Genomic DNA, 22,950 nt, shown 5'->3' with positions numbered 1-22,950 from the left:
TTTTCTCCCTTTAATCTAAAAATCTATGCCAAAATAGCCCTAACAAAGCATAAAAGGATTATGTATGAACAAAGTATTTGGCCTCGTGACCACGGTTTGCTTATTAAGCTCAACGCAATTTGTACAAGCTCAGGAGCAAGACTACTCTGTGTCTGCATTCGGTGGATACTCAACTAACCACGATTTGACAACGAGTAAAGAATATAAGATTGATTTAGAGGACAACAGTCATTTTGGTGTGTCTGTCGACAAATTGATAAACAACACACGGTATGGACTTTTCTATAGCTTTAATGAAACCGAATTGGCAGAGAATGACATCGCGAAAGTAGACATGGAGTACCTACTATTTCAAAGTGCTATTGAGATTCCTATTAATGACGACATCTCCAGTTATGTAGGTGCTCAAATAGGTGTTAACCGTATAACACCTAACTTTGCAGAAGCCGATGACTTTTTTGCTTCTGGTTTATTCACTGGGTTAGATTATCACATTGGCGCAGGATTCCACGCATTCACCGAATTACGTTGGATGGCCACCATCGTGAAAAACTCGTCATCTGTTGTATGCGATGATGACCCTCAAACGACTGACAACTGTATCTGGCATTTTGATGGTGACGTACTAAACCAATTCCAGCTAAGCGCAGGGTTAAACTATCGCTTTTAACCCGCTTAGGCTGCGTTTTAGTTCATCAATGAAAAGCTTGGTTTTATATGGCGTGAAGCGCGTATTGGGATAATAAGCCCAAAGCTGCTTCACTTCAGACTTTAAATTCGGCAATACAGGAATTAACACTCCCTGCTTGAGTTCTCTGGCAACATACTGAGGTGAAATAAAAATCAACCCCATACCTTGAATAGCGGCTTTCATCAAGGCATCCAAATGGTCAGAAACAAAATTATAATGGCTAAAGTCAAATAAGGTGCCATCCTCTAAGATGATCCCCCCTTTCTTTTGATAATAATTACTCAATAGCATTTTATGAGAGGCGAGATCTTCAATAGAGTTAATTTGCGCACATTGAGACAGGTAACTCGGCGCGCCAAATAACGTCATTTGATAGTCGGCAAGGCGAATGCCTTTGTGTGCCATTGAGTCAAACTCTTCATAGTAACTCGTGATCACAAGATCATGTTCGAGATCTGGCGGTGCGCCTGGCGTCAATATATTTAAATGAATGGTTAAATCTTTATACTTGTGTAAAAACGACTCAATGATTGGCATCAACAAACTACTGCCAATCGCTTGAGTGGCGGCTATTTTTAAAGTGCCCTGAGGCTCAAGCTCACTCCCTTGCGCTTGTTCAAGCATGTCATCAAACTGACCAACCCAATTTCTTGCGTAAGATAAAAAACGTACTCCATTTTCATTTAAGCTCACTCTTCGGGTTGTACGCACGAATAACGTTTGGCCTAATTGCTTTTCTAGCCAGTCAATGCGCTTACTCATCGCAGACGCTGATACCCCAATGACATCTGCCGCTTTAGTAAAACTGCCCATGTCAGACAGCACAACAAAACTTCGCACAGCACTCAGCCAATCCATATTAATTCCTATAAAGAAAAAGTCTTTTAATTATTACCTTATTTTTAGGACATTAAAAGCAGGATATAGTGCACATGATTGTCTTACCCGGAAGAACTCTTATTGTGAATCGATATATCGCATTGGCCGCTTTTTTATTATCTTGCTCTCAGCTTGCCAGCCAGATATTTATGCCTGTTTTACCGGATATCACTCAATACTTATCCCTGACAGAGGGTGCCAGCCAAGCGATTATTATTAGCTTTTTCCTGTCATTGGGCGCTGCACAATTAGTCGCAGGACCGCTATGTGATAAGTTTGGTAGCAGACCTATTTTTATCGGTGGGCAAATTATATTGATCATCGGTACATTGCTCTGTGCGTTAGCCCCAGATGCTGAAGTATTTTTAATCGGCCGTATACTGCAAGGCATAGGCAGTGCATCACCAGTATTAGTTAGCCGCGCGATCCTCTATGCAACTTTCAATGGCAATAAACTCAATAGCTCGATGGGCAACTTAGCGATTTCAGCCAGCGTGGTTGCCCTCATTACGCCATTGTTTGCCGGTACGCTGGCTGAAATGTTTTCATGGCAAGGCATGTCTTATGCACTGATTGCATACTATGGCTTCGTGATGATGTTTGGGCTGGTCGTATTCCCATCGCAACGATCGACCAATATGTCATTGCGCCCTTCAGCGCTCGTTAAACAGTATCAAGATATTTTGACGAGTCGCTATTTTGTTTCGATGGCAATCATAAAGTGGGCACCAACATTCCTATATTTAACGATTCAGCTCTATTTTCCTTTTTTGTTACGCAATCAATTTAGCTTTACCACCGAGCAAATCGGTCAAGCAATGACTGTTTGCATGGGGGGGTTACTGATTGGCTCTTCCCTCGCAAAGTTGATGCAAAAACACGTTAGCCATCTCAAAGTGGTCGCTTATCTTTGGCCAGCACTGCCATTGAGTGCGCTGACTTTCTTATTGCTTCACGATTCTGTATATGCCGTGATATTGGCCTACTGCGCGATATTGTTTATTTTTGGTGGATACTTCCCAAGCTATATGTATTACGTTGGCCATTTTCACAAATCGCGTTCCAGCACAGCTAATGCGCTCGTTGGCGCAACGGAGTTATTGATATTTTCTGTCGTCGCTTGGCTTGCAAATCAATTTTTGATCAGTGGACCTGATTCAATATCGCTCATAATTTTACTCACTTCTATCATTATACTATTCGCAGTGAAGAACCTGTCTCATGTCCATAAAAACAATGACCATATTCAAGGAAAACAGAATGCAATTCGAGACCCAAAGACTCATAATCAGGCCACTAAATAAGCGAGATTTAAACGCGGTTTACCATTCCCGTAAAGACGTAGAAACCTCAAAATTTATAGGCCGGCCCGCCACGTTGGCCGATGTAAAAAAACGCATTGAAGAGGCCGAACAGCCCTGGAGAAAAGTTGAGGGTCAAAAAATGTTAATGGCCATAGAACATAAAGTGTCTGGAGAATTTATTGGTGAGATGCTCTTCAAATTTACCCATGTAGATCATCAAATCGGAGAAATTGGCTATCGACTCAGCCCAAACCAGCATAAAAAGGGATATGCTTTTGAGGCCACTCATGCTTTTGTCTCTCATCTTTTTAAGCATTTTGACTTAAATAAAATAACGGCGATATGTGCCACTGACAATAAACCATCTTGGCAGTTGATGGAGAAGCTGGGGATGCAAAAAGAAGGGCACTTACGTGAGCATATGCCGCTCGATTCAGGTTATTGTGACAGTTATCTGTATTCAATATTGAAAAGAGAGCATGTAACAACTTAGCCCCTAATGCAAATACTGTTTGTTCCGCGGCTCTATTATTTTCATAACAAAGACAATCAACTCCTGAATTTATTAATTTAGCTGACTAACGAAGATTAAATTCAACAACTATACTCATTCAAAGCATTGATGTAGGAGTGAGTTATGAGAATGCGCCAAAAACTCATCGTAAGCTTTGTACTTACTGTGATTATACCGATACTAGCAATATCAATTATGAGTATTACGCGCACCAAACAAGAGTCCCTAACTCGTTTTACCGCTTCATCTGACAGTGAAATACGGCAAGTTGAAAATACCTTTGTATTGTTTTTCGAACAAATGAAAAACAATGCGCGTTTTTTAGCTCAGAGCCAATCAGTAACAAACGTCGGTGACGATACAACCACCTATTTTGGCGCAGAAAAAATGATGACGCCGGAATCTTCTGGCAAGAACGAAGCCGCGATTTTTGAGCTTTTTAAAAGTTTTGGCGTGACACACCCTGAGTTACTGTTTGTTTATTTAGGCACAGCACAAGGTGGCTTTATACAATATCCCGCAGAGCCACTCGGCGGCTACGACCCACGTAAACGACCTTGGTATCAAGAAGTCACTCAATCCTCTGATGACGTCATCATCACGGATCCTTATCAGGGCGTCACAGGCCAAGCTATGGTGTCCATTGCCACGGCAATCAAACGTAATAGCACGTTAGTCGGCGTGCAATCTCTTGACGTCACACTCGCTACCTTGACCGACATAGTCAGCAGCATTCAATTAGGAGAAACAGGTTATTTGATGCTGTTAGATGGCAATGGCACCATTTTAGCCGACCCCAAAAACCCAGATAGCAACTTTAAAAATATCGCAGAGTTAACTTCTGAAAAATTCCAAGCGATTAAAAGTGGCCCTAAAGATGCGCTCATCGAAATCAATGATAATAACTCAAAATTAATGGCAAAACTGTATCACTCGCAAACCTTAAATTGGACCTTTATTGCTTTAATGAATGAGGAAGAGATTTTAGCTTCCGCCTATACAATGTCGTATAACATCAGTGTTATTGCTGTCATCATGCTGGTGCTATTTATCGTGATTGCCATTGTACTGGCCAATAAAATTGTCTATCCCATCGAAATGGTATCCGAGGGCTTAAAAGAAATCGCGCAGGGAGAAGGCAACTTGTCAAAACGGTTACAGATCATTGGTAACGATGAGATCAGTGAACTGGCTTCTTGGTTTAATCAATTTTTAAACTCTATCAATGCATTAGTTATCGATATTAAAAGCAATGCCAGCAATTTGAACGAGCAAGCTCAGCAATCCCATGGCAGCATTGATGAAATTCGCGGTCAATGTCATCACCAAGCAAGCACATCACAACAAACCGCAGAACACACCCATGCCATGGAAAATATGGCGATGACGGTCAACGACAATTGCACCCAAGCATTGAGCGAAATATCAAATACCGACTCACATGCACAACAAGGTAATACGCTTATCCAAAGTACTGTACAACAAGTGGCCACACTGAACGACTCACTGGATAGTTCTGCAAAAGCCATGAGCGAACTCGAAGCTCAAAGTAATAACATTACCAATATACTTGAGGTGATCAGAACCATCGCGGAACAAACAAATTTGCTGGCACTCAATGCGGCTATCGAAGCTGCCCGAGCAGGTGAACAAGGTCGAGGCTTTGCTGTTGTGGCTGACGAAGTACGGACACTCGCGCAGCGCTCGCATGATGCAACTAAAGACATCGAAAAAGTACTCACAAAACTCACCGACCAAACTCGCTCAGTATCTAAGCACATGACGTTAAGCGTCGAGGAGTCTAAATCAGCCATTGAACAATCAGAACAAGCGCATCAAGCATTTGAAGAAATTGCCGATTCGATTTCACGGGTAAAGCCCATTATCGCAAATATTTCCGAGCAAGCAGAGCAGCAAGGTGCCTATGCAAGTGACAGTCGCACACAAATTGAAGGCGTGAACCAATCAATCAAGCACGTTAGTCAATCTGCCGACACCTTATATGATGGTGCAAAACAATTAGTGATATTTGCCAACAATCTCAATGAACTTGTTGGCAGATTTAACACTGACTAGCTGGTATTGATGAGCTCTAGCGGGCACTTTGTTGCTCAGCCATACCTTGCAAAAACTCTAAACTTGCACGCTCTTTCGCATTTGGCGAGTAAGGGTCCCTGGATAGCTCCGAAAGGTCTATATCTACGAGAGGGAGCTCAGAGAACGCGCTTTCTCCAAATCGAGTTCGTTCCCCTGGGATTGAAGACATGCGTTCAACGATGAAGGTCATCAGTCTTAAATCTGAACTCGAGGTAGGTAGCACCGTTTGGTGGGCTTTTAGTGTTATTTCTTGTTGGCCGAAAGACAACTTTGACTTAGCGACTAAATGCGCCAAAGGCTGCGCCCCATCATATAGGTTTGCTCTCACCCGATATATCCCAGCATCTTCAACGTCCAAAGCTAAAGTGATTTGTAAATCACTGCCATTGACCTCGGCACGCTTTAAGCCGGTGAGTTTTGCACTGGGCTGTTCATACTTAGCTTGTGCCACAATGGTAATAGGGTCGCCTGCGACATCTGCCTCAACTTTTATCTGCAGGTCGCCATAAAACTCTTTTCTACCTGACACTTCGGCATACGCGCTGGAATCTGCCACACGCAAAGATCTTTCGAGTATCACCTTGCTATCATCTACCAAACTAATCACAACTTTTGCTCGCGATATCTGCTCGCCTGATAAAGTGAGTTGGATCGGCTCTGGATGAATGAAGCGGTACTTATTCAATGCTAATGAAATGGTGCCGCTCATATCTGAAGTCGGTACAGTCACAGGCACAAACCGATTGGGCTCTAACCGGTCAGTATCATTGCGAGTTAAAGGCTGAGAATAAGGTGCATAACGTAAAGTTTCACGGTAATTATTGGCGATGACTTTGGCTGCTTTTTGCGTGCTAGTGAGCTGAAATGGTGACATATCCACTGCACGTGGGGCTGGTTTTGATTGAGGTTCACTAGCAACTTCAGTATCTTTTTGTTCAATAACCTGCGGAGTCTCTTTTTCTGTTGCTACCACAGGTTGTTGTTGGGGTTCACTGGGCGACAATAATCGCCAAATAATAAGTGCCGTTAAGGCACTTATTATGATTATAACCACTTTTTTCATCGCAGTTACTCAGGCATAGCAGCATATAAAAGTGCTGACATACTGGTATTGTCTGATTGTCTTACGTATCTATATTTTTTCTTCCAAATCCAAAAGCCTTTCTCTTCTTCATAAGTAGAGAATGCAACACGCTTATTTGGCGCAAGTTGAGCTGACGCATTGGCGGTTGTTACTTTACCTTTTGACTGGTTAACGATGACTGAAAAGTGATCATAATTATCACTCATCAGCATAGGATAGTGATATGGCCAGAAGTTTCTTACACCATCTTGGCTTGTTAGTTTTCCATCCATGCCAACACTGACACTACAACTATCGAACGCACCTGCTTGGTTTGCGCCACATGCTGAGTGTGCTGCCACCACGCTATCGTCGATACCAGGTAAAAATAGTTTAGTTGCGTTGATGAACAGATCACCATCAGCTACAAATCTTAATCTCGGTGTGCGCTCGCTCGGAAAGCTTGCCAATTGACGCGCATTATTCACTTTTAAGTCGTGCAATACACCCAGAGTTTGACCCACTGAGCGACCTAGCCATGCTCTCACAGCCGCTTCTACCACCGGGTTTGCTAGACCATTTGCTGCATTCACAGCCAAATCAGCCAGCTCACTACCGCCTCCAGCACCTGCTACATCAAAGGTCGCAACAATGTTAAGCGGCTCAAGCCCTGCATTTTCTAACCAGTTTGCTTGATTATCAATGATATAACGCGTGACCAAATCACCCGTAGAGTGCGTCAAAAAAATACAACCTGGCTGACATACTCCCTGCTCTGACATTGTACGCAATTTTGGCCATAGATAATCGCTTGCGATTTTACCTTCTATACGCTCATAAGATGGCCAATCTATGCGCTCATCCGCCAGTGCTCCCCAATAATCAGCCCAATAAGCCTGACCATCACTATCTATTTTCCTTGGATCAATTTCAGATAGTTGCTGTGATTGAAATCCATGAACTAAAACGGTTTTATATGTTTTAGCGCTGACATTGGCACTCACACCCATCAACGTTAACACAAAACTACTAACCAACATTTTCTTGATTAATTTCACTGACGTACACTCCATTTTTATTATATTAATGACGTAAACACACCAACGACTTCGTGTTTAGCTACAAAATAATTGCAAGTAAAAACTCAAAAATCAAATTTGTGACGCAAATTTGTTTCAATTATTTAACTTTAAAGATCAAAAAAGGGACTATTTGTCGATCTTTAAGCCACAAATAATAGGGTCTAAAATTGAAACAAACGTGATATTTAAGTTAAAAATGGATTAAATTGTCGATTTGTAAACTTATATAGACGCAGGCTCGCAGCCTGTCGATTTGAAGCACTTGATTGGTTTGGGAGGAAAGGAAGTAACTTATCCAGCTACTTCAACGCGGTTTCGTCCATGTGATTTAGCAAGATATAGGGCTTTATCAGCACACTCCACTAAGCTGTGCCAAGTCATTGTTTTACCATATAGTGCAATGCCAAAACTGGCACTGATGTGCTTTAAAACTTCGCCAGTTTCTTTGTCTTTAATGGACAGTTTTGCAATGTCTTCACGGATGCGATTGGAAAAGCCAACGGCTTCACTGATGCTCGAAAAAGAGATCAAAATACAAAATTCTTCACCACCATAACGATACGCTTGACCTTGTGCATTGCTGTGAAGCTGAAGCTTTTGTGCAACTTTACGTAGAACATCATCACCACGCTGGTGGCCAAACTCGTCATTAAACTGCTTAAAGTGATCTATATCAACGAAAATAAGTACTTTTTGAAGTGTGCTTGGCTCGTCACAAAATTTAATAATATCGTCATCAAACTTGCCGCGATTAAGAAGACCCGTGAGCTTATCAGTACTTGCTTTGGTTTGTGCGTCGGTCAACGTTTCTTGAAGCTGTTTAATCTCACTGTATGCAACTTCTAACTTCTTTTGAAAGCACAGCGCGTTATGTTGCATAACAATAGACTCTTGCGTCAATTTCGACACATAATTGAGTACATCATTATATATCTCAGGGCCTGATCCTAGGTCTTGTTTCTTCAGTTGATGCAAGCCTACGTGGCATTCAGATAGTACAGCTGAAAACTCTTCAGAGCAGTTGAGCGTATTATTGATCTCTTGTTCAACACTAGAGAGTGTGCCTTTGACCAGATCAGACATTTCGTGAAAAAGCGCTAAATCTTGCTCGCTGAGAAACTCATCAAAGAGTGACTTAGCACTGTCCGGTGGACAGGTACCATGTTCAACCAAAATCTCGTCTAGTTTCCGGTTGAGATCAGGTTCTTTACCCAAGACATAACAGTACCAAATCGCATAATTCATAGGCGATAATGGGATCTGGTATTTAACCATAAAAGGGACTGCTTGCTTTAAACAACTTGCAGACTGCGCAAAAGAGCTATTTTGTTCCATGTAAGACCCGTCAAACCACGGCTAAGGCGGTATAATTATTAATTTTTGTTCTGCTTTGAGAGCCAAGAAATACAATACTAAATAATTAGAAAAAATTAATCAATCATGAATTTAACACTCTAATAACAACGGACTTATGTACAAAAAATGCATACGAATTAAGTATAAATAATCACGCACGAATAATTTATGTAGCCAAACCATTAAGCAGTACCTTTACAAGGTATTTGGTAATTGCATTTTAATCAACTCAATCTCGCCCATCAGTTTCTTTTTTGGGGTCAGCATCATCTCTTAGCATACTTTTAAATTGCCCTAATTGCCAAGGCCGCATTGCAAGTAATAAACCTACTCCCCTACGCTTACTTAAAGGTAATTTAATATCTTGCTCATTAAGCTGCGCAATTTCTTTGGTTAGTTGCTGCAAGCGACGCTTTATCGTCGCTATCGTTGCATCACTATAACTACCTCTTAAATAGAAACGATAGCTATCTTCTTGATTAAATTCCCCCTGTAAAAATTTACCTAACACCTGCTGCTCGATATATGACTCCAACGGCCCCCCAGGGATCCAGCTAAAATCCTGTGCAATGAGTAATTTATATCGATTATTGGGTAACAACTGAATCATTTTCAATCTATCCAGCTGTGCAAAGAGCCGCACACATTCAAGCGCTTCAATCTGATACCTCGCAACAATGTCTTCAAACTCCCAGCCGTCTCTCACACAAACCGCCACTAAAAAAAGCTTTGGATTATCCATAAGCTCTTGCTCTTGTTGGACGCTTAATTGGCTTATCTGTGATTGCTGTGACTGAGTCAATGAAAACAGGTCACACAAAGTTATCTCTAACAGTTCACACATACTCTCAAGTTTTTGTAACGAAAATAAGTCATTAGAGAACATTCGCTTTATTGTTGCCTCACTTTGTTCAAGGTGTTCAGCGACATCCCTGTAAGTGAGCTTTTTTTGCTTAAGTAGTGTCTTAATTGTGTTGGAAACCAGTGGGATCTGACTCATGGTATTAAAATATGATACTAAAAGTATCTAATATTAATACATGGTATTAATTAATGTACAACTCCGTCCAGTTTGTTAGTTTAAGAAGCAACACAACGAAATATGGAGTTTTCACATGATTATTCAACATCTCAAACACGCTGCTTTACTGAGTGCTGCACTCTTTATCACACTGCCCAGTTTTGCATCTGACAACGCGTCAAATGCCAGCGCACACAGCAGTCATGCAATCAAATATAGTGCACTGGCAGCAACAGACAGTCTGGCAACCAGCGCGACAATTTCTACTGCGGTTGTAGCCGTACCCGTTGTGATATCTGGTGCGGTCTTACTTAGCAGCGGCGCTGCGAGTATAGCAATTGCAGACAAGGCATTTGAATCAAAAAAGGCACAACCGCTCCCTATCAGTGATGATGTCATTATTGCAGGTCCACCTCCCTCTAGTACACTATAAGGAGAAAGACATGGGTATATTAAAGCACGTCGCTTATTTGATGCTTGCCATGCAAAGCATGCATGTTACCGCTGGCAGTGAGCAATCAATGGAGCACCACTATGCACCAAAAGACATAGCGCAGTTTGCTAAAAAAGTAGAGCGATATAGCGCAGCACATCATGCCCATGTGTTTATCATTGCAAGAGTCGGGCAACCGAGTAATAAACTCCCTAAAGGTGTCGAGTTTACGCATATAGCTTTAGCCGTGTATTCGCAGATAACAATGCAAAATGGCGAGACGAAACTAGGGTATGCAATACATAACCTTTATCAAAAAGCAGATAACTCCGAAGTGAGTGAATTGCTCATTGATTATCCAACTGACTTTTTCTGGTCTGTACAAGACCTCAAAGCTGGGATTGCGATACCCACAGTGAACGTTCAAAAAAAGCTACTGGAAGCAATCAATAATGGTGTGGCGAAGCAGGTTCATAACCCTAAATACTCACTGATTGCTAACCCTTACAATAATAAAAGACAAAACTGTACAGAGCATACGCTCAATGTCATTAATGCCGCGCTTTACAAAACAACAGACATGAAACAGATAAAAGCAAATACGAAAGCCTATTTTCAGGCACAGCCTTTATCAATTAGTCGATTTAAATTGTTTTTCGGCTCGGTATTTAAAGATGACATTTATAGAAAAGACCACAGTGGTGATGTGCGCATAGCAACCTTTACCAGCATTCGTAATTACCTCAAACAATATGGTTTGCTAGCACATTCGGCGGTACTAACGCCTAATACACCCATCAACACCTTAAAGGAAAAATAACGATGGAAAAACAGACTTCAACACAACTGTCTAACAAGGCATTTAACTTGGCATCTATGCTGGTTTTAGTAATTGGCGTAGCAACCTACTGCATTGGTTTATTTAATGCCTCTATGCAACTGAATGAAAAAGGGTATTATTTAGTGATCCTGTTATATGGACTGTTTTCAGCCATTTCATTGCAAAAAAGCATTCGTGATAAACAAGAAAATTTAAGCACATCTGCGATTTATCATCTGTTGAGTTTAGTGTCGACAGGCAGTGCTATCGTATTTCTACTCATTGGTTTATATAACGCGGATTTGCTTCTAAGTGAAAAAGGGTTTTATGGTATTGCCTATATTATGAGCTTGTATGCAGCAGTTGCGGTCCAAAAGAATCTCAGAGACCAAGCATATCACGCTGATTCAGAGCACAATACAGAGCACTTACAAGATGCATAACAAGCGTAAAATAAAAGCAAGTTAAACATCGGCTGTTAATTTGCAGGACATAATCAATTTATCATTGTGGGTCTCGATAACCTCAAAGTTATACTTTTGATATAAGGCTATGAGGTGAGGCTCACATTTTAAGTTTAAAGATGACCAACCAAGCTCTATTGCACGCCCCTTGGCAAAATTAACCAACACGTCTGCCAAGCCTTTACCACGAAAGCCATCATCCACATAAACACCATCTAACCAACAACGCCCATTAATGAATTTAATCTCCGCAGCGCCTGCAAGCTGCTCATTACAGTGCACAGCAAACCCAACCCGCTGCTCAGTGCTGGAAAGCTTTGCAATGACATCTGACACGCTGCCATTTGGTCGCTGACTATCCCATTGCTTATAGTACCACTTTGCAACTTGTTGCAGCTCTTTGGAGTCTGCGAGTAATAACGTTACTCTCGTACACATTGTTTAATCTTAACTCAATATGGTTGATAGGGTGTGTTTATATAAGATTTGATATCAGCAACGCAACAGCAAGCTGGCCAATTATGAATATACTAATTGAATTGTATAAAAGACTAACGCGCACCGAAGTGCGCGTTATCATGACATGGTGAAGGGGCGACTCCAAGGATGTGTTACACATCAGAAACCCTTCACCTGTATAAACGCAGCAGCCATTTATTTGGATCAAAAAAATTTAATAAAATTTCTAAGCGCTCAAATAGCATACAAACTAAAGCCATATTATGTATTTTTTGAGCTTATCCATGTTTTGTAAGCCTTGGGTGTGCGACCAAACTTTAGCTTAAAGTTTTTCGCAAAATGCCCTGCGTGATTATAGCCAACCTCTTGAGCAACCTGCATAACAGGTAAATCTGTCCGCGCCAATAAACTAGCGGCACGATTAAGGCGAAGCTCTGTCAAATACGCAAATGGCGCGCTGCCAAACACCGTTTTAAATTGCTGTTTCAGCTTATAGTCATTCACACCCACGATTTTAGCCAACTCAACAATACTCGGAGGAGACTGCATATTGGTCTCCAAATATTTTGTAGCTTGATACAGCGCTTTTAAGTCAGTTGCTTTAATGGTAGCCAAACTATTGTGATAGGTTTGGTTGTACTCCAGCAATTCAGTCATCAGCTCCATCATTTTGGCTTGCACTAATAGTTTCATGCTTTTAGCAGGTAATTGGCAATCATAAACTTGATTTAGCATATTTTTTATTGCCGCATTTATTGGTAAACAAATGAAGTGTTTTTCGATTAAAGATGATACAAAGTTCGCTGATTGATATTGTGCTATCAACGATGACATCAGCCCGTGACTCATAGTGAAGCTCATCACTTTATTTTTACCAGCACTATATTCAAATGTACAAGCTGATGGTTCAATAAAAAATAAACACAGATGATCTTTTGGGATCATTACAGTACCTGTGGCTGGGGTTGTAATGCTCACTCGACCTTCTAAAACAAAAAATGCGCCACAGAGTTGAGTGCTATCCGCTGTGAATTTTGTCTGTTGGTTAAAGTTCAGTTCATTGATTTGCAACGCACTATCGTCATTATAATTCAATCCAAAACTCGCTCCTTTGCCAAGCTTCTCAGGCACAGCGATACAATAATCCGAATCTTGCGACCACCTAATCCCACTCTCTAATACTTTCTGTGATTGCAATGTCCATTCGCTTATTGAAAACGCGCTATTCTCTACTTGTTCAGTGTGCACTATTCAAAACTCCATTCAGTGACAAAATAACTCCTTATCGCGCTCTGCTTGCTCTGCGATATAGGCAAAATTGTGCGCTCAATACAGCACATACTTTCAATCACAAGCCATACATGATGAACAATTTTACTTCAGTTAATAACCATGACGATAGCCAGACACCACAAATTAAAGGTACGGTTTTAAATCGATTTAAGCCGCTCAAGGATGCTTTTGTCCATAACTTTACGCGACACCACGAAACTGGCGCTGCGATCTGTGTTTATCACAACGAACAATTAGTGGTTAACTTATATGGCAACAACAAACACGCCTCACCATGGCAAGCAAATCACAGAGTCAGTGTAATGTCTTGCTCAAAAGCCATGCTGGCTATCTGCATCCACAAATTAGCTGCCAATCGGCAAATCGAGTTAGATGCCCCAATTTGTCGTTATTGGCCCGAGTTTGCAAAACACAATAAAGCGCATATCACCATTGCCTCTGTGCTCAATCACAGCGCGGGACTGCCTTGCCACTCCACAGGAAAACCTCATGATATTTTTGATTGGCAAACATCAATTAGTAATCTTGAATCAGCCAAGCCTATCTTTCTCGCAGGGCAAAAGCTCGTATATCATGCCCTTACTTACGGTCATATTTTAGGTGAGGTATTGCGCCGCGTTGATGGCCGCATGCCAAGTACATATTTTGAACAAGAAATAGCACAGCCGCTTGAAATTGATTGCGCATTAAAAAGGCAAGAAAACTATCCGCATCGGGATATAAAACCAAGCTCAGCATTTTCTCGTTTTGGGCTAAAAATAATGTCCCGCTATCTGCCGTATATTCCTTATTGGAAATACCAGTATTTTAGACCGTGTAGTGAACACTATCACCCCAACTCATCGGCTTGGCACACCAGTGAAATCCCTGCGGTGTCTGGCTATGCTTCAGCCTTGGGATTAGCAAAAATGTATGCGTTCTTAGCCAATGGTGGGACTTTAACAGGCAAAACACTTCTGCCACCATCACAGGTTAAAACAATGACGCAATTGAGTTTTGCAGGGCAAGAGCTGGCAACCCAAAAACAATGGCGAATGGGCAAAGGTATGATGCTTAACTCCCCAAACTTTTGCCCAATGGGCCCCAATCTAGAGACGTTTGGTCATATGGGTATGGGCGGCTCTATTGGATTTGCCGATCCCAAATCACAACTTGCTTTTGCCTATGTGACTGAGTCTTTTCATACCCCAAATAAATACGACAAAAGCTTCTGCGGTAAACGACAACAAAACTTAATAAAAGGATTATATAAATCCTTGTTATAAGGGCTTATGAGTTAAGAGAGATGGCTAAAAAGTAGATTAATATCATTACCTTTGCTTTTAAACCATGCTAACTTGATATCAAAATTATAATAATGGAACTAATATGAAAGCCATTTATTTTGCACTTACCTCCCTTTGCGCCATGTCCGTGTATGCTCATTCGCCACTGCCCGACAATAGACATGTCAGTATACAAGGCAGTGCAACAGTTGAAACAAAGCCAGATCTGGCTGATATCTCTTTTGAAGTTGAGGTCATGAAAAATACGGCGTTATCGGCAAAACAAGAACTGGATAAACGGGTCAACGCCTTATTAGATGGATTGAGTACATTTGATATTAAAGATGAACATGTCTCGGCGTCTAGTTTATTGACCGAACCTAATATTATTTATGATGATGAGGACAACCCAGTAGAGTCAGGTTATATCGCCACTCGCTCTATCACTGTCACGCTAACAGACATAAACAAACTTAATGATTTTCTCAACTTCGCCTTGAGTGTTAAGATCGACACAATAGACGACATCAAATTCAGATCCTCAAAATCATCTCAATACCAACAAGAAGCGACCATGCGAGCTGTTCGCAACGCAAAGAAAAAAGCAAACATGTATGCTAAAGCTTTTGGCGCAAAACTCGGCCAAATTTATAGTATTGACCCCAACGCTCACGGCTCTAGATATCAATACGGTATTGAGCGCATTGAGGTGACTGGCTCGCAGATTGACAGTGCCTATTTATCTACGGGTCGATACTTACAAGCAACTATTACATTTTCTGCGTCAGTGAATGCCGTGTTTGATTTAGAAATAGAATAAACAGCGTAGATGTTCGTCATCGTACATAAGCAACTTGTTCAGCCCAAGTCTGATAAGCGCTTTCATTTTGCTTTTCGAGTGCATCAGCTAAAAATGAAAGAAAGACCCGTACTTTAGCAGGTAGATAGGTGCGTTTGGGATAAATTGCAAATACTCCATTCTCTATTTGTGGTGGCCTAAAGTGCGGGTACACAGACACCAGTTTACCTGACTCTAGGCCCGCTTTTGCCAAAAAATGCGGTAATTGCGCAAACCCTAACCCATCCTCACACATAGCAACCATCATTTCACCATCATCCGTAATATGGCTCGGTTCAAGGTCATACAGCGTATAGTCACCGTATTCATCAGGCAAATAGACTGGCTGAAATTGCTGCGTTTCCTTTATGCGAAATCCAATCCAATGGTGTGCTTTAAAGTCATCTCTTAGCACAGGTGTGCCATTTTTGGCTAAATAGTCTGGTGAGGCACAGACAAAAAAGTCCATGGGGCTGAGCCTTTTCGCAACTAGCCGACTGTCTTTGACAAAACCTGTTCGAATGGCTATGTCCACCCCTTCATCAATAATATCTGTATGTAAATCGTTGATTTGTAGTTCAAGTTGAATATCAGGGTAACGCGCACAAAACGCAGCTAATATTGGCCGTAAATACAAATGTCCATAACATACTGCCGAGTTTATTTTTAACGCCCCACTTGGTGAGTCATTTAAGTGTTTAAGTTCTCCTTCACACGCAGAGAGCTCTTGCAACAATTTACGAGCTGTAGAGAGATACTGCTTTCCAGCATCAGTTACACTCAATTGCCTCGTTGAACGCTGGATCAACGTGACTTGAAGCTGAGCTTCCAAACGGCTAATTGCTTTACTCACTGCGGATGGATCCGTATTACACGATGCAGAAGCCGCAGCAAAACTCCCCGCTTCACAGGTCGCTACAAATAACTCCAATGCTCTTAGCTTATCCATCTGACACTTTCCTTATTTTTTACCCTAATATACCAGCTTGATCCGTGAATTATATTCATGGCTGATAAGTATTTTCTGCTATTTTTCCATATATGACGCCTTCGTACACTGAATCAACCATTTTAAAGTACGCATTGGAGGCCACATTTTGCGACATATCGAAAACAATACGCCCAAACGGCACCCGATATGGCTGTATTTTGCAGTTGCATTTATTGCCATGTCAGGGCTCTCTTACATCAATTTTTTACCAGGATTAATGAATGCCCTAGTGGTTAGTTTAAAGTATACAGAAAGCCAAGCGGGTCAGCTGGTTGCACTCAATGGCTATGGTGCCTTATTCGGCACGGCATTGGCTATATTGAGTGTTAAATATTGGCAATGGAAACCCACAATTATCTGTGCAATGTCTGTATTACTGCTTTTAGAGTTGACCACGCCCGCCATTATTAGCTTTGACACCTTAATTGTACTGAGATTTGTCACAGGATTTGCTGGCGGTCTGGCTGTTGGCATGTCATTTTCTGTACTAGCAAAAATGCACAATACAAATCGGGCTTTTGGATTTTTATTATTTATCCAATTTATTGTTGGCGCATTAGTGATGTACACACTGCCACAGCTTGAATTTAACTTTGGTGCATATGCTGTATTTTATGTCATGGCGACAATTGCTCTCTGCGGTATATTAATGGCAATAAGTATTCCCGTTGGATACTTCCCAACTTACACAGAGTCACGGAAGAGCCATACAAGAGTTAACTCACTTGGCATTTCAATGACGATCATGCTAGTCATCTTTATCTATTTAACCGCAGCCAGCGCACTTTATGCTTATGTCGGTTTAATTGGCATAAATGCGAGCTTAAATGAAACACAAGTGAGTAGTTATATTGCTTTTACAGGGTTATTAGGTCTGTTGGGCGCGATGATCCCCATGATACAATCGCCATGTATTAAAAGACGGCCACTGAGCATAATCAGCATTTCATTATGTCTCATTGCAGTACTTTTGTTACTTCAGCCAACCATCTCCATAACGGCCTATGTTGTCGCACTGGCTCTATTCTTCTTTTCTTGGCCTGCGGTGCAATCCTTTTTGTTTGCAGCGATTGCTGACATCAGCCCCAGTGGGCGCTTATCGACAATAAGTTCACTTGTGTCTTCTATCGCGATGGCATCAGGGCCCATGCTAGCCGCTTTTTTAATAAAACCAAGTGACTATAGCCTGATGCTCACGGTTTGTGCGTCGCTATTTGCGCTTTGTGCTGTCATTTTATATATGCCGCTCAAAACAGCGCCTCCCACAAAGGCGCAATCGACCCCCCCTTACCACACAAGCTAAGTAATAAAAGGAAGTATCATGATCAGGTTTTTGCTTAATAAACAGATACAAGATATGAAATCAAGATACGATTATGATGTGCAATATATGGAAGATATTTTGCAATCTAATTTGGCCGCTTTTATCAAATATTGGGGGTTCACCAACATGTCATCCCATAACATGCAGGTACCTATTGCCCCGTTATTTGCAGCACGCATACGCACACTCGTCAATGAAGACTGCGGGCCTTGCATACAGCTTGCTGTTAATATGGCATTGGAAGCTGGATTAGACGCGGCGCTTATTGAACAGATTATAAAAAACCAGCAAGATAAAGTGCCTAAAGAGGTAGCGCTTACCATGCGTTTTACCGAGTTGGTACTGGCCCATGACCCAGATGCTGATGACCTCAAAACACAAATTGTTTCACTTTGGGGTCAACCTGGGCTAATCACATTAAGCTTTAGCATCAGCACCTACCGCGTATTTCCAACCCTCAAATATGCGCTCGGCTATGGCAAAACCTGCCATCAAATTGAGATAAATAAGGCGCAACATAAACCGAGTTAACTATAAAATTCGTCTGTTCTTGCCCACTTTAGCCAATAAAAGTGGGCTTAATAACCGCGTTTGAACCAAGATTAAAATACCCCATTCGCATTGTTAATTTTACCGCCCATAAACAAGTTATACAGTCGCATAGACAAATCTAATGGCTGTATCGCATCCCAATGCTCTACCAACCTACCCTCTCTCACAGTCCACGTATCTATGATGTTCATGCCTTTTGTATCATCACCACGATGCTTTGCTTTTAATGTCGCATGAGAATGAATGATCACTTGATCACCATCCACAAACATACGTTTGACATCATAACTAAACTCAGGTGCTAATTTCACAAAGTCTTTCAGTGTTTTTACCACACCACCGATACCATCCTCCATGGTGCGGTTATGTTGCTTGTATTGATCTGCGCCAAAACGCGCGATGACTTCGTCAAAGTTATGATCGTTCATCAGTATCTGCACAAACTCGGCCACAGCTTGGGCATTACCAAGTTCCTCTGCTTGCCAGTGAGATTGAGTTAGCGCTTGTAAATTGATCTGTGGAGTACTCATTGTTTGCCCTTAAAACTTGATTTAACCAAGGCTTTAATCGCCTCGAATTTAACTTTTAAAATGCAAGTTAAATTATTTGATTGCAAAATGCAAGTGATTTATCATGGGGGCATAACAAACAAAGAGAAGCATTATGACCAAACGCTCTGACTGCCCTATCTCTAATGTGCTTGATCATGTTGGAGATAAATGGAGTTTACTGATCATCAGAGATCTGATGTTTTTTGGTAAACATTCTTACTCTGAATTACAAAATTCAGAGGAGAAAATGGCCACCAATATTCTTTCAAGCAGATTGGAAAAACTAGAAACACATGGACTTATTAATAAGCAGCCAGATAAAAAGGACAAGCGAAAAAAAGTTTATCAACTGACTGCGTCAGGCATTGATTTGCTGCCTATTCTTTTAGAAATGATTTTATGGAGTGCTAAGCACGCCCCTGAGCTAACTATACCAACCCAGTTAGTGGAGCGTGCCCAAAGCGACAAAGCAGGCTTAATCAATGAGCTCATTGCCAATATTAATCGATAATATACAGCCTTATGTCGCTTTTTATTGCAAAGATAAACGTTCGACGATGGCAGTAGTCCCTGTCGCCCCTGCCTGTGTTGCACCACCAAGCAGGTAAATATGATTGTTTAAGCTTACCACACCAAGCCCATGGCGTGTTGACGTCATAGGTACCGATTCTGTACGCCACTGGTCAGTCATCAGGTTGTATCGCCAAACACCATCGAAAGTACGTGTGCTCATCTCACGCTTACCACGGCTATTAGTGACATAGGTATATTCTTCACCACCGAATGCATAGATATGACCATTAATGACAGCACTGGCAAGCCCAGCACTTGCTTGTGGCATGGGCGCAAGATTGTGCCACCGGTCGTGCTCAGGGTCATATCGCCACAAAGTATCTAAATTCTTAAAATCCTTCGCATTAATGCGACCACCCATTACATACCACTGATTATTAACCACCACGGATGTTGCTGAATTACTGGCGATTGGTAAGGGTGCAGCTTGCTGCCATGTATCGCCCTTTAACACCCAATGCGCATTGGTATCACTCAACTGACCATCGTTCAAAGTTCGACCACCAGCAACATGCACTTGACCATTTATCACGCCGTACACTGACTCACCCATGGGTATCGGCAATTCGGGACCGATTTGCCATGTATTATGTATATTGTCTAGTTTAAAGACTGTGCGCTTTACTTGCCACGCATCACGCTTTGTTGCGTCAAATCCGCCAATAGCAAATAACACATCGTCATTCGCTATCAGCCCTAAATGGTGACGAGGTGCAGGCAGTGATGCGCCGAACTCCCACGTTTTCTTATTTACATCATACACATAAGTATTTTTAGAGGCCGATAGGTGTGCCAGTACAGCTAAATTTGGAGCCGTTTTCTCAAATGCCCCCGCCACATATACTTTGCCATCAAATACAGCTGGATACACCTCCTGTAAAGGTGCTGGTAAAGTTGCCATCAATCGCCACTTGATGCTGTTAGGAGCTGTAATGGTTCTCTCAATTGAACTTAACGTGCATGCCTGTAGTACGATGACGCAAATAGAAACGATAAGAATCGTATAAGCTGTGTTGTTCATAAATCTATTTAGTCGAAGCTTTGTTCACTGAAGTAAAACATAGTTGACTTGTTATGACTGTGATTTTTTTCTTAAATCCCAGTTTATCTATATAAATTAGTAATATAGAACCTAGACACTCTCTTGCAAGTAAGCAATAATTTGCTGTCTTTGAGCAGATGAAAAAGCATAATAGCCAAAGTGAATTATATTTTTTGACTTACCAATAACGCTGACTTGCTTACCTAACAAGCCGTATGTGATTTTAAAGTACTGAATATCTGAGCGACGTATTGTGCGAATTTCTTCCAACCTGATCAGCTCAAGATGAGACTCATTGAGCTTCACGCCAAGCTCAATTGCTTTATTCTCACCCGTATTTAACATCGCTAACCACATAGGATAAATGATAGCAGCTAGTATGATAATAAAGAGCGCCACATACACTTGCGCTGGGTTGATTGACAAATCAAACACGAAATACGCCGTGCTTATGATAGAAACCTGAATCATGCAAAACCAGGTAATCTTATATATTCTGTCAATCACGTTTTGCAGACGCGACTGCACAAGCAGTTCGTCCATACGACTCCCTGTTAAACTAGTTCACCGGCGGCACACACCACTTTCACAACGTGATTTGCCCGTCAATAAGTAAGAGATCCGATATCGATTTTTGGCAAACATAAAATACAATTTATCTGCCACAGGTTTAATCACAGGCCAGCGCAAAGGCGCATATAGCCAACCCATACCAACCAGCTGCCAAGCTCGATACGTCACATCCAAGCCCAACAATAAAAGACCTTTATCATCCAATGCATGCAGGACCAAATTGGCTTGAGTCGGATCTATATTTGGGTAATTTACAAAGTCATCACTGTGAATGTCCACTGTTTTGATATGACCTGATTTGTCACGCTTTATCAATGCAGACATTTCCTTTACGCACAGAGGGCAGGTACCATCGTAAAAAATCGTTAGTTTGTTCATATTTTTCACTCTTGTTTACTACCCGATACGTACTTACACAACTATCAGATCATCATGCTCATTTTAATTAAAAGCTAATTTAGGTAAGGCTAGCTTAGGTCATATTACAATATATTATCTTAAATTTTGTCTTAACATACACAGTTTTTGCATCAAAAAGAGCCACTATTTTATGGCTCTATTACTTATAGCTTAGCGTGATGATGTTGGCTTATATGTGATTACTCTTTGCCACCAAAAACATCTGGTGAGTCCCCTCATTGATACAACGAAAATATGCACTGTTAATAGAAGCATCGCTATACGCTTCTTCATTCCACAAGAAGGCACCGTTTTTATAACATTCAAACATAAGTGGCTGCTTGTGCAGTTGAAATAGTAGGCAGTGACGTAGCCACAGTCGCAGCAAATGCTGTTAGTGTCGTTTTAATCACTATTTACCTTTTATGTCAATGACATAAAAGGTAAAAACCACACAAATAGAACAATAAAACAAAAAGAAATAAAATGTAAAATGTTATTTTTTGTTGGGCATTAAAACTATTTTCGTCTTTTTTAGAACTCTCCCGTCTTATAAGTGTTAATCATTTTGGAGATGTATATGCACTATCTAAAAGCCCATTCATTCGATTTACTATATCCAACCAACGTACTCAATACACAAAAGCCAAAAGTATTGATTTTATATGGCTCACTCAGACCTAACTCTATCAGTAAAAAAGCAGCCATCGAAGCGGGAAACATACTGACTTATATGGGTGCTAAAGTGAAATATTTTGACCCTCAAGACTTGCCTTTATTTGACCATGGAGCAAACTCAGAACATCCTAAAGTCAAAGAACTTCGAGACTTAGTTACTTGGTCAGAAGCGCAAGTTTGGAGCTCTCCAGAGTTACACGGTAACATGTCCGCGGTGCTCAAAAACCAAATAGATTGGATCCCACTGTCCATTGGCGCTGTAAGGCCGACGCAAGGTAAAGTACTCGCCGTAATGCAAATAAGCGGAGGCTCTCAAAGTTTTAATGCCGTTAACAATATGCGTATTTTGGGCCGCTGGATGCGTATGCTCACCATTCCTAACCAATCATCAGTGGCAAAAGCGTATAACGAATTTAATGACGATGGCACCATGAAACCTAGCAGTTACAGAGATAGAATGGTCGATGTGATGGAAGAACTGATGCGATTTACTTATTTGACGCGAGACCATAAAAGCTTTCTAGTAGATAGATATAGCGAGCGTAAAGCACCCGTTAAGCAGCAAGCGAAATTAAGCTCTGCAATGGCGGATATCGTCGAATCAAAAACACCAAGTGAAAACAAGCAGGTTTCATGCTGCTAAAATATATGAGCAATAGTGGCCACTATTGCTCTTTTGAGAATTAAA

At 41.3% G+C, this 22,950-nt stretch carries 25 protein-coding genes; 13 read left to right on the top strand and 12 right to left on the bottom strand.

Annotated features, from left to right (window positions below; genetic code table 11):
* Positions 1-64: 64 nt before the first annotated feature.
* The gene (locus JF50_RS18370; RefSeq protein WP_039610804.1) at positions 65-670 is read left to right on the top strand and encodes an outer membrane beta-barrel protein; all 606 of its coding nucleotides are present in this window, start codon (positions 65-67) and stop codon (positions 668-670) included.
* Here JF50_RS18370 and JF50_RS18365 read toward each other — a convergent pair.
* Positions 653-1,549 carry a LysR family transcriptional regulator gene (locus tag JF50_RS18365; RefSeq protein WP_039610803.1) on the bottom strand — a complete coding sequence of 299 codons (897 nt, stop codon included), beginning with the start codon at positions 1,547-1,549 and terminating at the stop codon, positions 653-655. The genes JF50_RS18370 and JF50_RS18365 overlap by 18 nt on opposite strands.
* Before the next feature lie 104 nt (positions 1,550-1,653).
* Here JF50_RS18365 and JF50_RS18360 point away from each other — a divergent pair, with 104 nt between their 5' ends.
* The 3 genes from JF50_RS18360 to JF50_RS18350 all read left to right on the top strand — a co-directional run bounded on the left by JF50_RS18360 (position 1,654) and on the right by JF50_RS18350 (position 5,464).
* Positions 1,654-2,874, top strand: coding sequence for an MFS transporter (locus JF50_RS18360; RefSeq protein WP_080760305.1), 1,221 nt, complete (start codon positions 1,654-1,656; stop codon positions 2,872-2,874).
* On the top strand, positions 2,792-3,367 hold the full coding sequence (locus JF50_RS26280; protein WP_080760291.1) for a GNAT family N-acetyltransferase: 576 nt from the start codon (positions 2,792-2,794) through the stop codon (positions 3,365-3,367). The genes JF50_RS18360 and JF50_RS26280 overlap by 83 nt, the downstream gene beginning before the upstream one ends.
* A 144-nt stretch (positions 3,368-3,511) precedes the next feature.
* Positions 3,512-5,464, top strand: coding sequence for a methyl-accepting chemotaxis protein (locus tag JF50_RS18350; protein ID WP_039610802.1), 1,953 nt, complete (start codon positions 3,512-3,514; stop codon positions 5,462-5,464).
* Between the two features lie 16 nt (positions 5,465-5,480).
* On the opposite strand, the gene JF50_RS18345 is transcribed toward JF50_RS18350, so the two are convergent.
* The 4 genes from JF50_RS18345 to JF50_RS18330 all read right to left on the bottom strand — a co-directional run bounded on the left by JF50_RS18345 (position 5,481) and on the right by JF50_RS18330 (position 9,986).
* Positions 5,481-6,548: a hypothetical protein gene (locus tag JF50_RS18345; protein WP_039610801.1), complete on the bottom strand. Its 1,068-nt coding sequence runs from the start codon at positions 6,546-6,548 to the stop codon at positions 5,481-5,483.
* A 5-nt stretch (positions 6,549-6,553) separates the two neighbouring features.
* Positions 6,554-7,621 carry a hypothetical protein gene (locus tag JF50_RS18340; protein ID WP_052262454.1) on the bottom strand — a complete coding sequence of 356 codons (1,068 nt, stop codon included), beginning with the start codon at positions 7,619-7,621 and terminating at the stop codon, positions 6,554-6,556.
* Between the two features lie 300 nt (positions 7,622-7,921).
* Positions 7,922-8,965, bottom strand: coding sequence for a GGDEF domain-containing protein (locus tag JF50_RS18335; protein WP_039610799.1), 1,044 nt, complete (start codon positions 8,963-8,965; stop codon positions 7,922-7,924).
* A 250-nt stretch (positions 8,966-9,215) separates the two neighbouring features.
* The gene (locus tag JF50_RS18330) at positions 9,216-9,986 is read right to left on the bottom strand and encodes a helix-turn-helix domain-containing protein (protein WP_039610798.1); all 771 of its coding nucleotides are present in this window, start codon (positions 9,984-9,986) and stop codon (positions 9,216-9,218) included.
* 115 nt (positions 9,987-10,101) lie between these two features.
* On the opposite strand from JF50_RS18330, the gene JF50_RS18325 reads away from it, so the two are divergent.
* From JF50_RS18325 to yiaA, 3 genes are read left to right on the top strand one after another with little or no spacing between them, the layout of a single operon-like run.
* Positions 10,102-10,440 carry a hypothetical protein gene (locus tag JF50_RS18325; protein ID WP_052262452.1) on the top strand — a complete coding sequence of 113 codons (339 nt, stop codon included), beginning with the start codon at positions 10,102-10,104 and terminating at the stop codon, positions 10,438-10,440.
* 10 nt (positions 10,441-10,450) lie between these two features.
* Positions 10,451-11,260, top strand: coding sequence for a DUF2145 domain-containing protein (locus tag JF50_RS18320; protein ID WP_052262450.1), 810 nt, complete (start codon positions 10,451-10,453; stop codon positions 11,258-11,260).
* A gap of 2 nt (positions 11,261-11,262) precedes the next feature.
* A complete protein-coding gene (yiaA, locus tag JF50_RS18315) occupies positions 11,263-11,703 on the top strand; it encodes an inner membrane protein YiaA (protein WP_039610797.1) in 441 nt (146 codons plus the stop codon).
* A gap of 21 nt (positions 11,704-11,724) precedes the next feature.
* Here the strand turns inward: yiaA and JF50_RS26275 are convergent, their stop codons facing one another.
* Both JF50_RS26275 and JF50_RS18305 read right to left on the bottom strand, forming a co-directional pair.
* Positions 11,725-12,162, bottom strand: coding sequence for a GNAT family N-acetyltransferase (locus JF50_RS26275; RefSeq protein ID WP_052262445.1), 438 nt, complete (start codon positions 12,160-12,162; stop codon positions 11,725-11,727).
* 282 nt (positions 12,163-12,444) lie between these two features.
* A complete protein-coding gene (locus JF50_RS18305; protein ID WP_039610796.1) occupies positions 12,445-13,431 on the bottom strand; it encodes a helix-turn-helix domain-containing protein in 987 nt (328 codons plus the stop codon).
* Positions 13,432-13,544: 113 nt separating this feature from the next.
* Here JF50_RS18305 and JF50_RS18300 point away from each other — a divergent pair, with 113 nt between their 5' ends.
* Together JF50_RS18300 and JF50_RS18295 are read left to right on the top strand one after the other, a co-directional pair.
* Positions 13,545-14,741: a serine hydrolase domain-containing protein gene (locus JF50_RS18300; protein WP_160290497.1), complete on the top strand. Its 1,197-nt coding sequence runs from the start codon at positions 13,545-13,547 to the stop codon at positions 14,739-14,741.
* Between the two features lie 103 nt (positions 14,742-14,844).
* Positions 14,845-15,561: an SIMPL domain-containing protein gene (locus JF50_RS18295; protein WP_039610794.1), complete on the top strand. Its 717-nt coding sequence runs from the start codon at positions 14,845-14,847 to the stop codon at positions 15,559-15,561.
* A gap of 16 nt (positions 15,562-15,577) precedes the next feature.
* On the opposite strand, the gene JF50_RS18290 is transcribed toward JF50_RS18295, so the two are convergent.
* Positions 15,578-16,528: a LysR family transcriptional regulator gene (locus JF50_RS18290; RefSeq protein WP_039610793.1), complete on the bottom strand. Its 951-nt coding sequence runs from the start codon at positions 16,526-16,528 to the stop codon at positions 15,578-15,580.
* Between the two features lie 148 nt (positions 16,529-16,676).
* Between JF50_RS18290 and JF50_RS18285 the strand changes: the two genes are divergently transcribed.
* The gene (locus tag JF50_RS18285; protein ID WP_039610792.1) at positions 16,677-17,873 is read left to right on the top strand and encodes an MFS transporter; all 1,197 of its coding nucleotides are present in this window, start codon (positions 16,677-16,679) and stop codon (positions 17,871-17,873) included.
* A gap of 18 nt (positions 17,874-17,891) precedes the next feature.
* On the top strand, positions 17,892-18,425 hold the full coding sequence (locus JF50_RS18280; RefSeq protein WP_039610791.1) for a hypothetical protein: 534 nt from the start codon (positions 17,892-17,894) through the stop codon (positions 18,423-18,425).
* 71 nt (positions 18,426-18,496) lie between these two features.
* Here the strand turns inward: JF50_RS18280 and JF50_RS18275 are convergent, their stop codons facing one another.
* A complete protein-coding gene (locus JF50_RS18275; protein WP_039610790.1) occupies positions 18,497-18,976 on the bottom strand; it encodes a nuclear transport factor 2 family protein in 480 nt (159 codons plus the stop codon).
* A 133-nt stretch (positions 18,977-19,109) separates the two neighbouring features.
* Here JF50_RS18275 and JF50_RS18270 point away from each other — a divergent pair, with 133 nt between their 5' ends.
* Positions 19,110-19,508 carry a winged helix-turn-helix transcriptional regulator gene (locus tag JF50_RS18270; RefSeq protein ID WP_080760288.1) on the top strand — a complete coding sequence of 133 codons (399 nt, stop codon included), beginning with the start codon at positions 19,110-19,112 and terminating at the stop codon, positions 19,506-19,508.
* A 21-nt stretch (positions 19,509-19,529) separates the two neighbouring features.
* On the opposite strand, the gene JF50_RS18265 is transcribed toward JF50_RS18270, so the two are convergent.
* From JF50_RS18265 to JF50_RS18255, 3 genes are all read right to left on the bottom strand, one after another.
* Complete coding sequence (locus JF50_RS18265; RefSeq protein WP_080760287.1) at positions 19,530-20,591, bottom strand: Kelch repeat-containing protein; 1,062 nt, start codon at positions 20,589-20,591, stop codon at positions 19,530-19,532.
* Between the two features lie 111 nt (positions 20,592-20,702).
* Entirely contained in the window at positions 20,703-21,155 is a 453-nt protein-coding gene (locus JF50_RS18260) for a hypothetical protein (protein WP_039610789.1), read from the bottom strand.
* A 21-nt stretch (positions 21,156-21,176) separates the two neighbouring features.
* Complete coding sequence (locus JF50_RS18255) at positions 21,177-21,563, bottom strand: thiol-disulfide oxidoreductase DCC family protein (protein WP_039610788.1); 387 nt, start codon at positions 21,561-21,563, stop codon at positions 21,177-21,179.
* A gap of 601 nt (positions 21,564-22,164) precedes the next feature.
* Between JF50_RS18255 and arsH the strand changes: the two genes are divergently transcribed.
* Positions 22,165-22,905 carry an arsenical resistance protein ArsH gene (arsH, locus tag JF50_RS18250; protein ID WP_080760286.1) on the top strand — a complete coding sequence of 247 codons (741 nt, stop codon included), beginning with the start codon at positions 22,165-22,167 and terminating at the stop codon, positions 22,903-22,905.
* Positions 22,906-22,950: the final 45 nt, after the last annotated feature.

The organism is Pseudoalteromonas luteoviolacea, from assembly GCF_000814765.1.
GTDB lineage: Bacteria > Pseudomonadota > Gammaproteobacteria > Enterobacterales > Alteromonadaceae > Pseudoalteromonas > Pseudoalteromonas luteoviolacea_H.
The sequence above is the reverse complement of the archived record's forward strand: the minus strand, read 5'-3'. Positions and strand labels throughout refer to the sequence as shown.

Coding starts and splice junctions, on each gene's coding strand:
- JF50_RS18270 (WP_080760288.1), top strand. CDS start 19,110: ATGACCAAACGCTCTGACTGCCCTATCTCTAATGTGCTTGATCATGTT.
- JF50_RS18290 (WP_039610793.1), bottom strand. CDS start 16,528: ATGGATAAGCTAAGAGCATTGGAGTTATTTGTAGCGACCTGTGAAGCG.
- JF50_RS18260 (WP_039610789.1), bottom strand. CDS start 21,155: ATGGACGAACTGCTTGTGCAGTCGCGTCTGCAAAACGTGATTGACAGA.
- JF50_RS18320 (WP_052262450.1), top strand. CDS start 10,451: ATGGGTATATTAAAGCACGTCGCTTATTTGATGCTTGCCATGCAAAGC.
- JF50_RS18330 (WP_039610798.1), bottom strand. CDS start 9,986: ATGAGTCAGATCCCACTGGTTTCCAACACAATTAAGACACTACTTAAG.
- JF50_RS18325 (WP_052262452.1), top strand. CDS start 10,102: ATGATTATTCAACATCTCAAACACGCTGCTTTACTGAGTGCTGCACTC.
- JF50_RS18255 (WP_039610788.1), bottom strand. CDS start 21,563: ATGAACAAACTAACGATTTTTTACGATGGTACCTGCCCTCTGTGCGTA.
- JF50_RS18295 (WP_039610794.1), top strand. CDS start 14,845: ATGAAAGCCATTTATTTTGCACTTACCTCCCTTTGCGCCATGTCCGTG.
- JF50_RS26280 (WP_080760291.1), top strand. CDS start 2,792: ATGTCCATAAAAACAATGACCATATTCAAGGAAAACAGAATGCAATTC.
- JF50_RS18345 (WP_039610801.1), bottom strand. CDS start 6,548: ATGAAAAAAGTGGTTATAATCATAATAAGTGCCTTAACGGCACTTATT.
- JF50_RS18265 (WP_080760287.1), bottom strand. CDS start 20,591: ATGAACAACACAGCTTATACGATTCTTATCGTTTCTATTTGCGTCATC.
- JF50_RS18350 (WP_039610802.1), top strand. CDS start 3,512: ATGAGAATGCGCCAAAAACTCATCGTAAGCTTTGTACTTACTGTGATT.
- JF50_RS18275 (WP_039610790.1), bottom strand. CDS start 18,976: ATGAGTACTCCACAGATCAATTTACAAGCGCTAACTCAATCTCACTGG.
- JF50_RS18335 (WP_039610799.1), bottom strand. CDS start 8,965: ATGGAACAAAATAGCTCTTTTGCGCAGTCTGCAAGTTGTTTAAAGCAA.
- JF50_RS18340 (WP_052262454.1), bottom strand. CDS start 7,621: ATGGAGTGTACGTCAGTGAAATTAATCAAGAAAATGTTGGTTAGTAGT.
- JF50_RS18300 (WP_160290497.1), top strand. CDS start 13,545: ATGATGAACAATTTTACTTCAGTTAATAACCATGACGATAGCCAGACA.
- yiaA (WP_039610797.1), top strand. CDS start 11,263: ATGGAAAAACAGACTTCAACACAACTGTCTAACAAGGCATTTAACTTG.
- JF50_RS18370 (WP_039610804.1), top strand. CDS start 65: ATGAACAAAGTATTTGGCCTCGTGACCACGGTTTGCTTATTAAGCTCA.
- JF50_RS26275 (WP_052262445.1), bottom strand. CDS start 12,162: ATGTGTACGAGAGTAACGTTATTACTCGCAGACTCCAAAGAGCTGCAA.
- arsH (WP_080760286.1), top strand. CDS start 22,165: ATGCACTATCTAAAAGCCCATTCATTCGATTTACTATATCCAACCAAC.
- JF50_RS18280 (WP_039610791.1), top strand. CDS start 17,892: ATGATCAGGTTTTTGCTTAATAAACAGATACAAGATATGAAATCAAGA.
- JF50_RS18365 (WP_039610803.1), bottom strand. CDS start 1,549: ATGGATTGGCTGAGTGCTGTGCGAAGTTTTGTTGTGCTGTCTGACATG.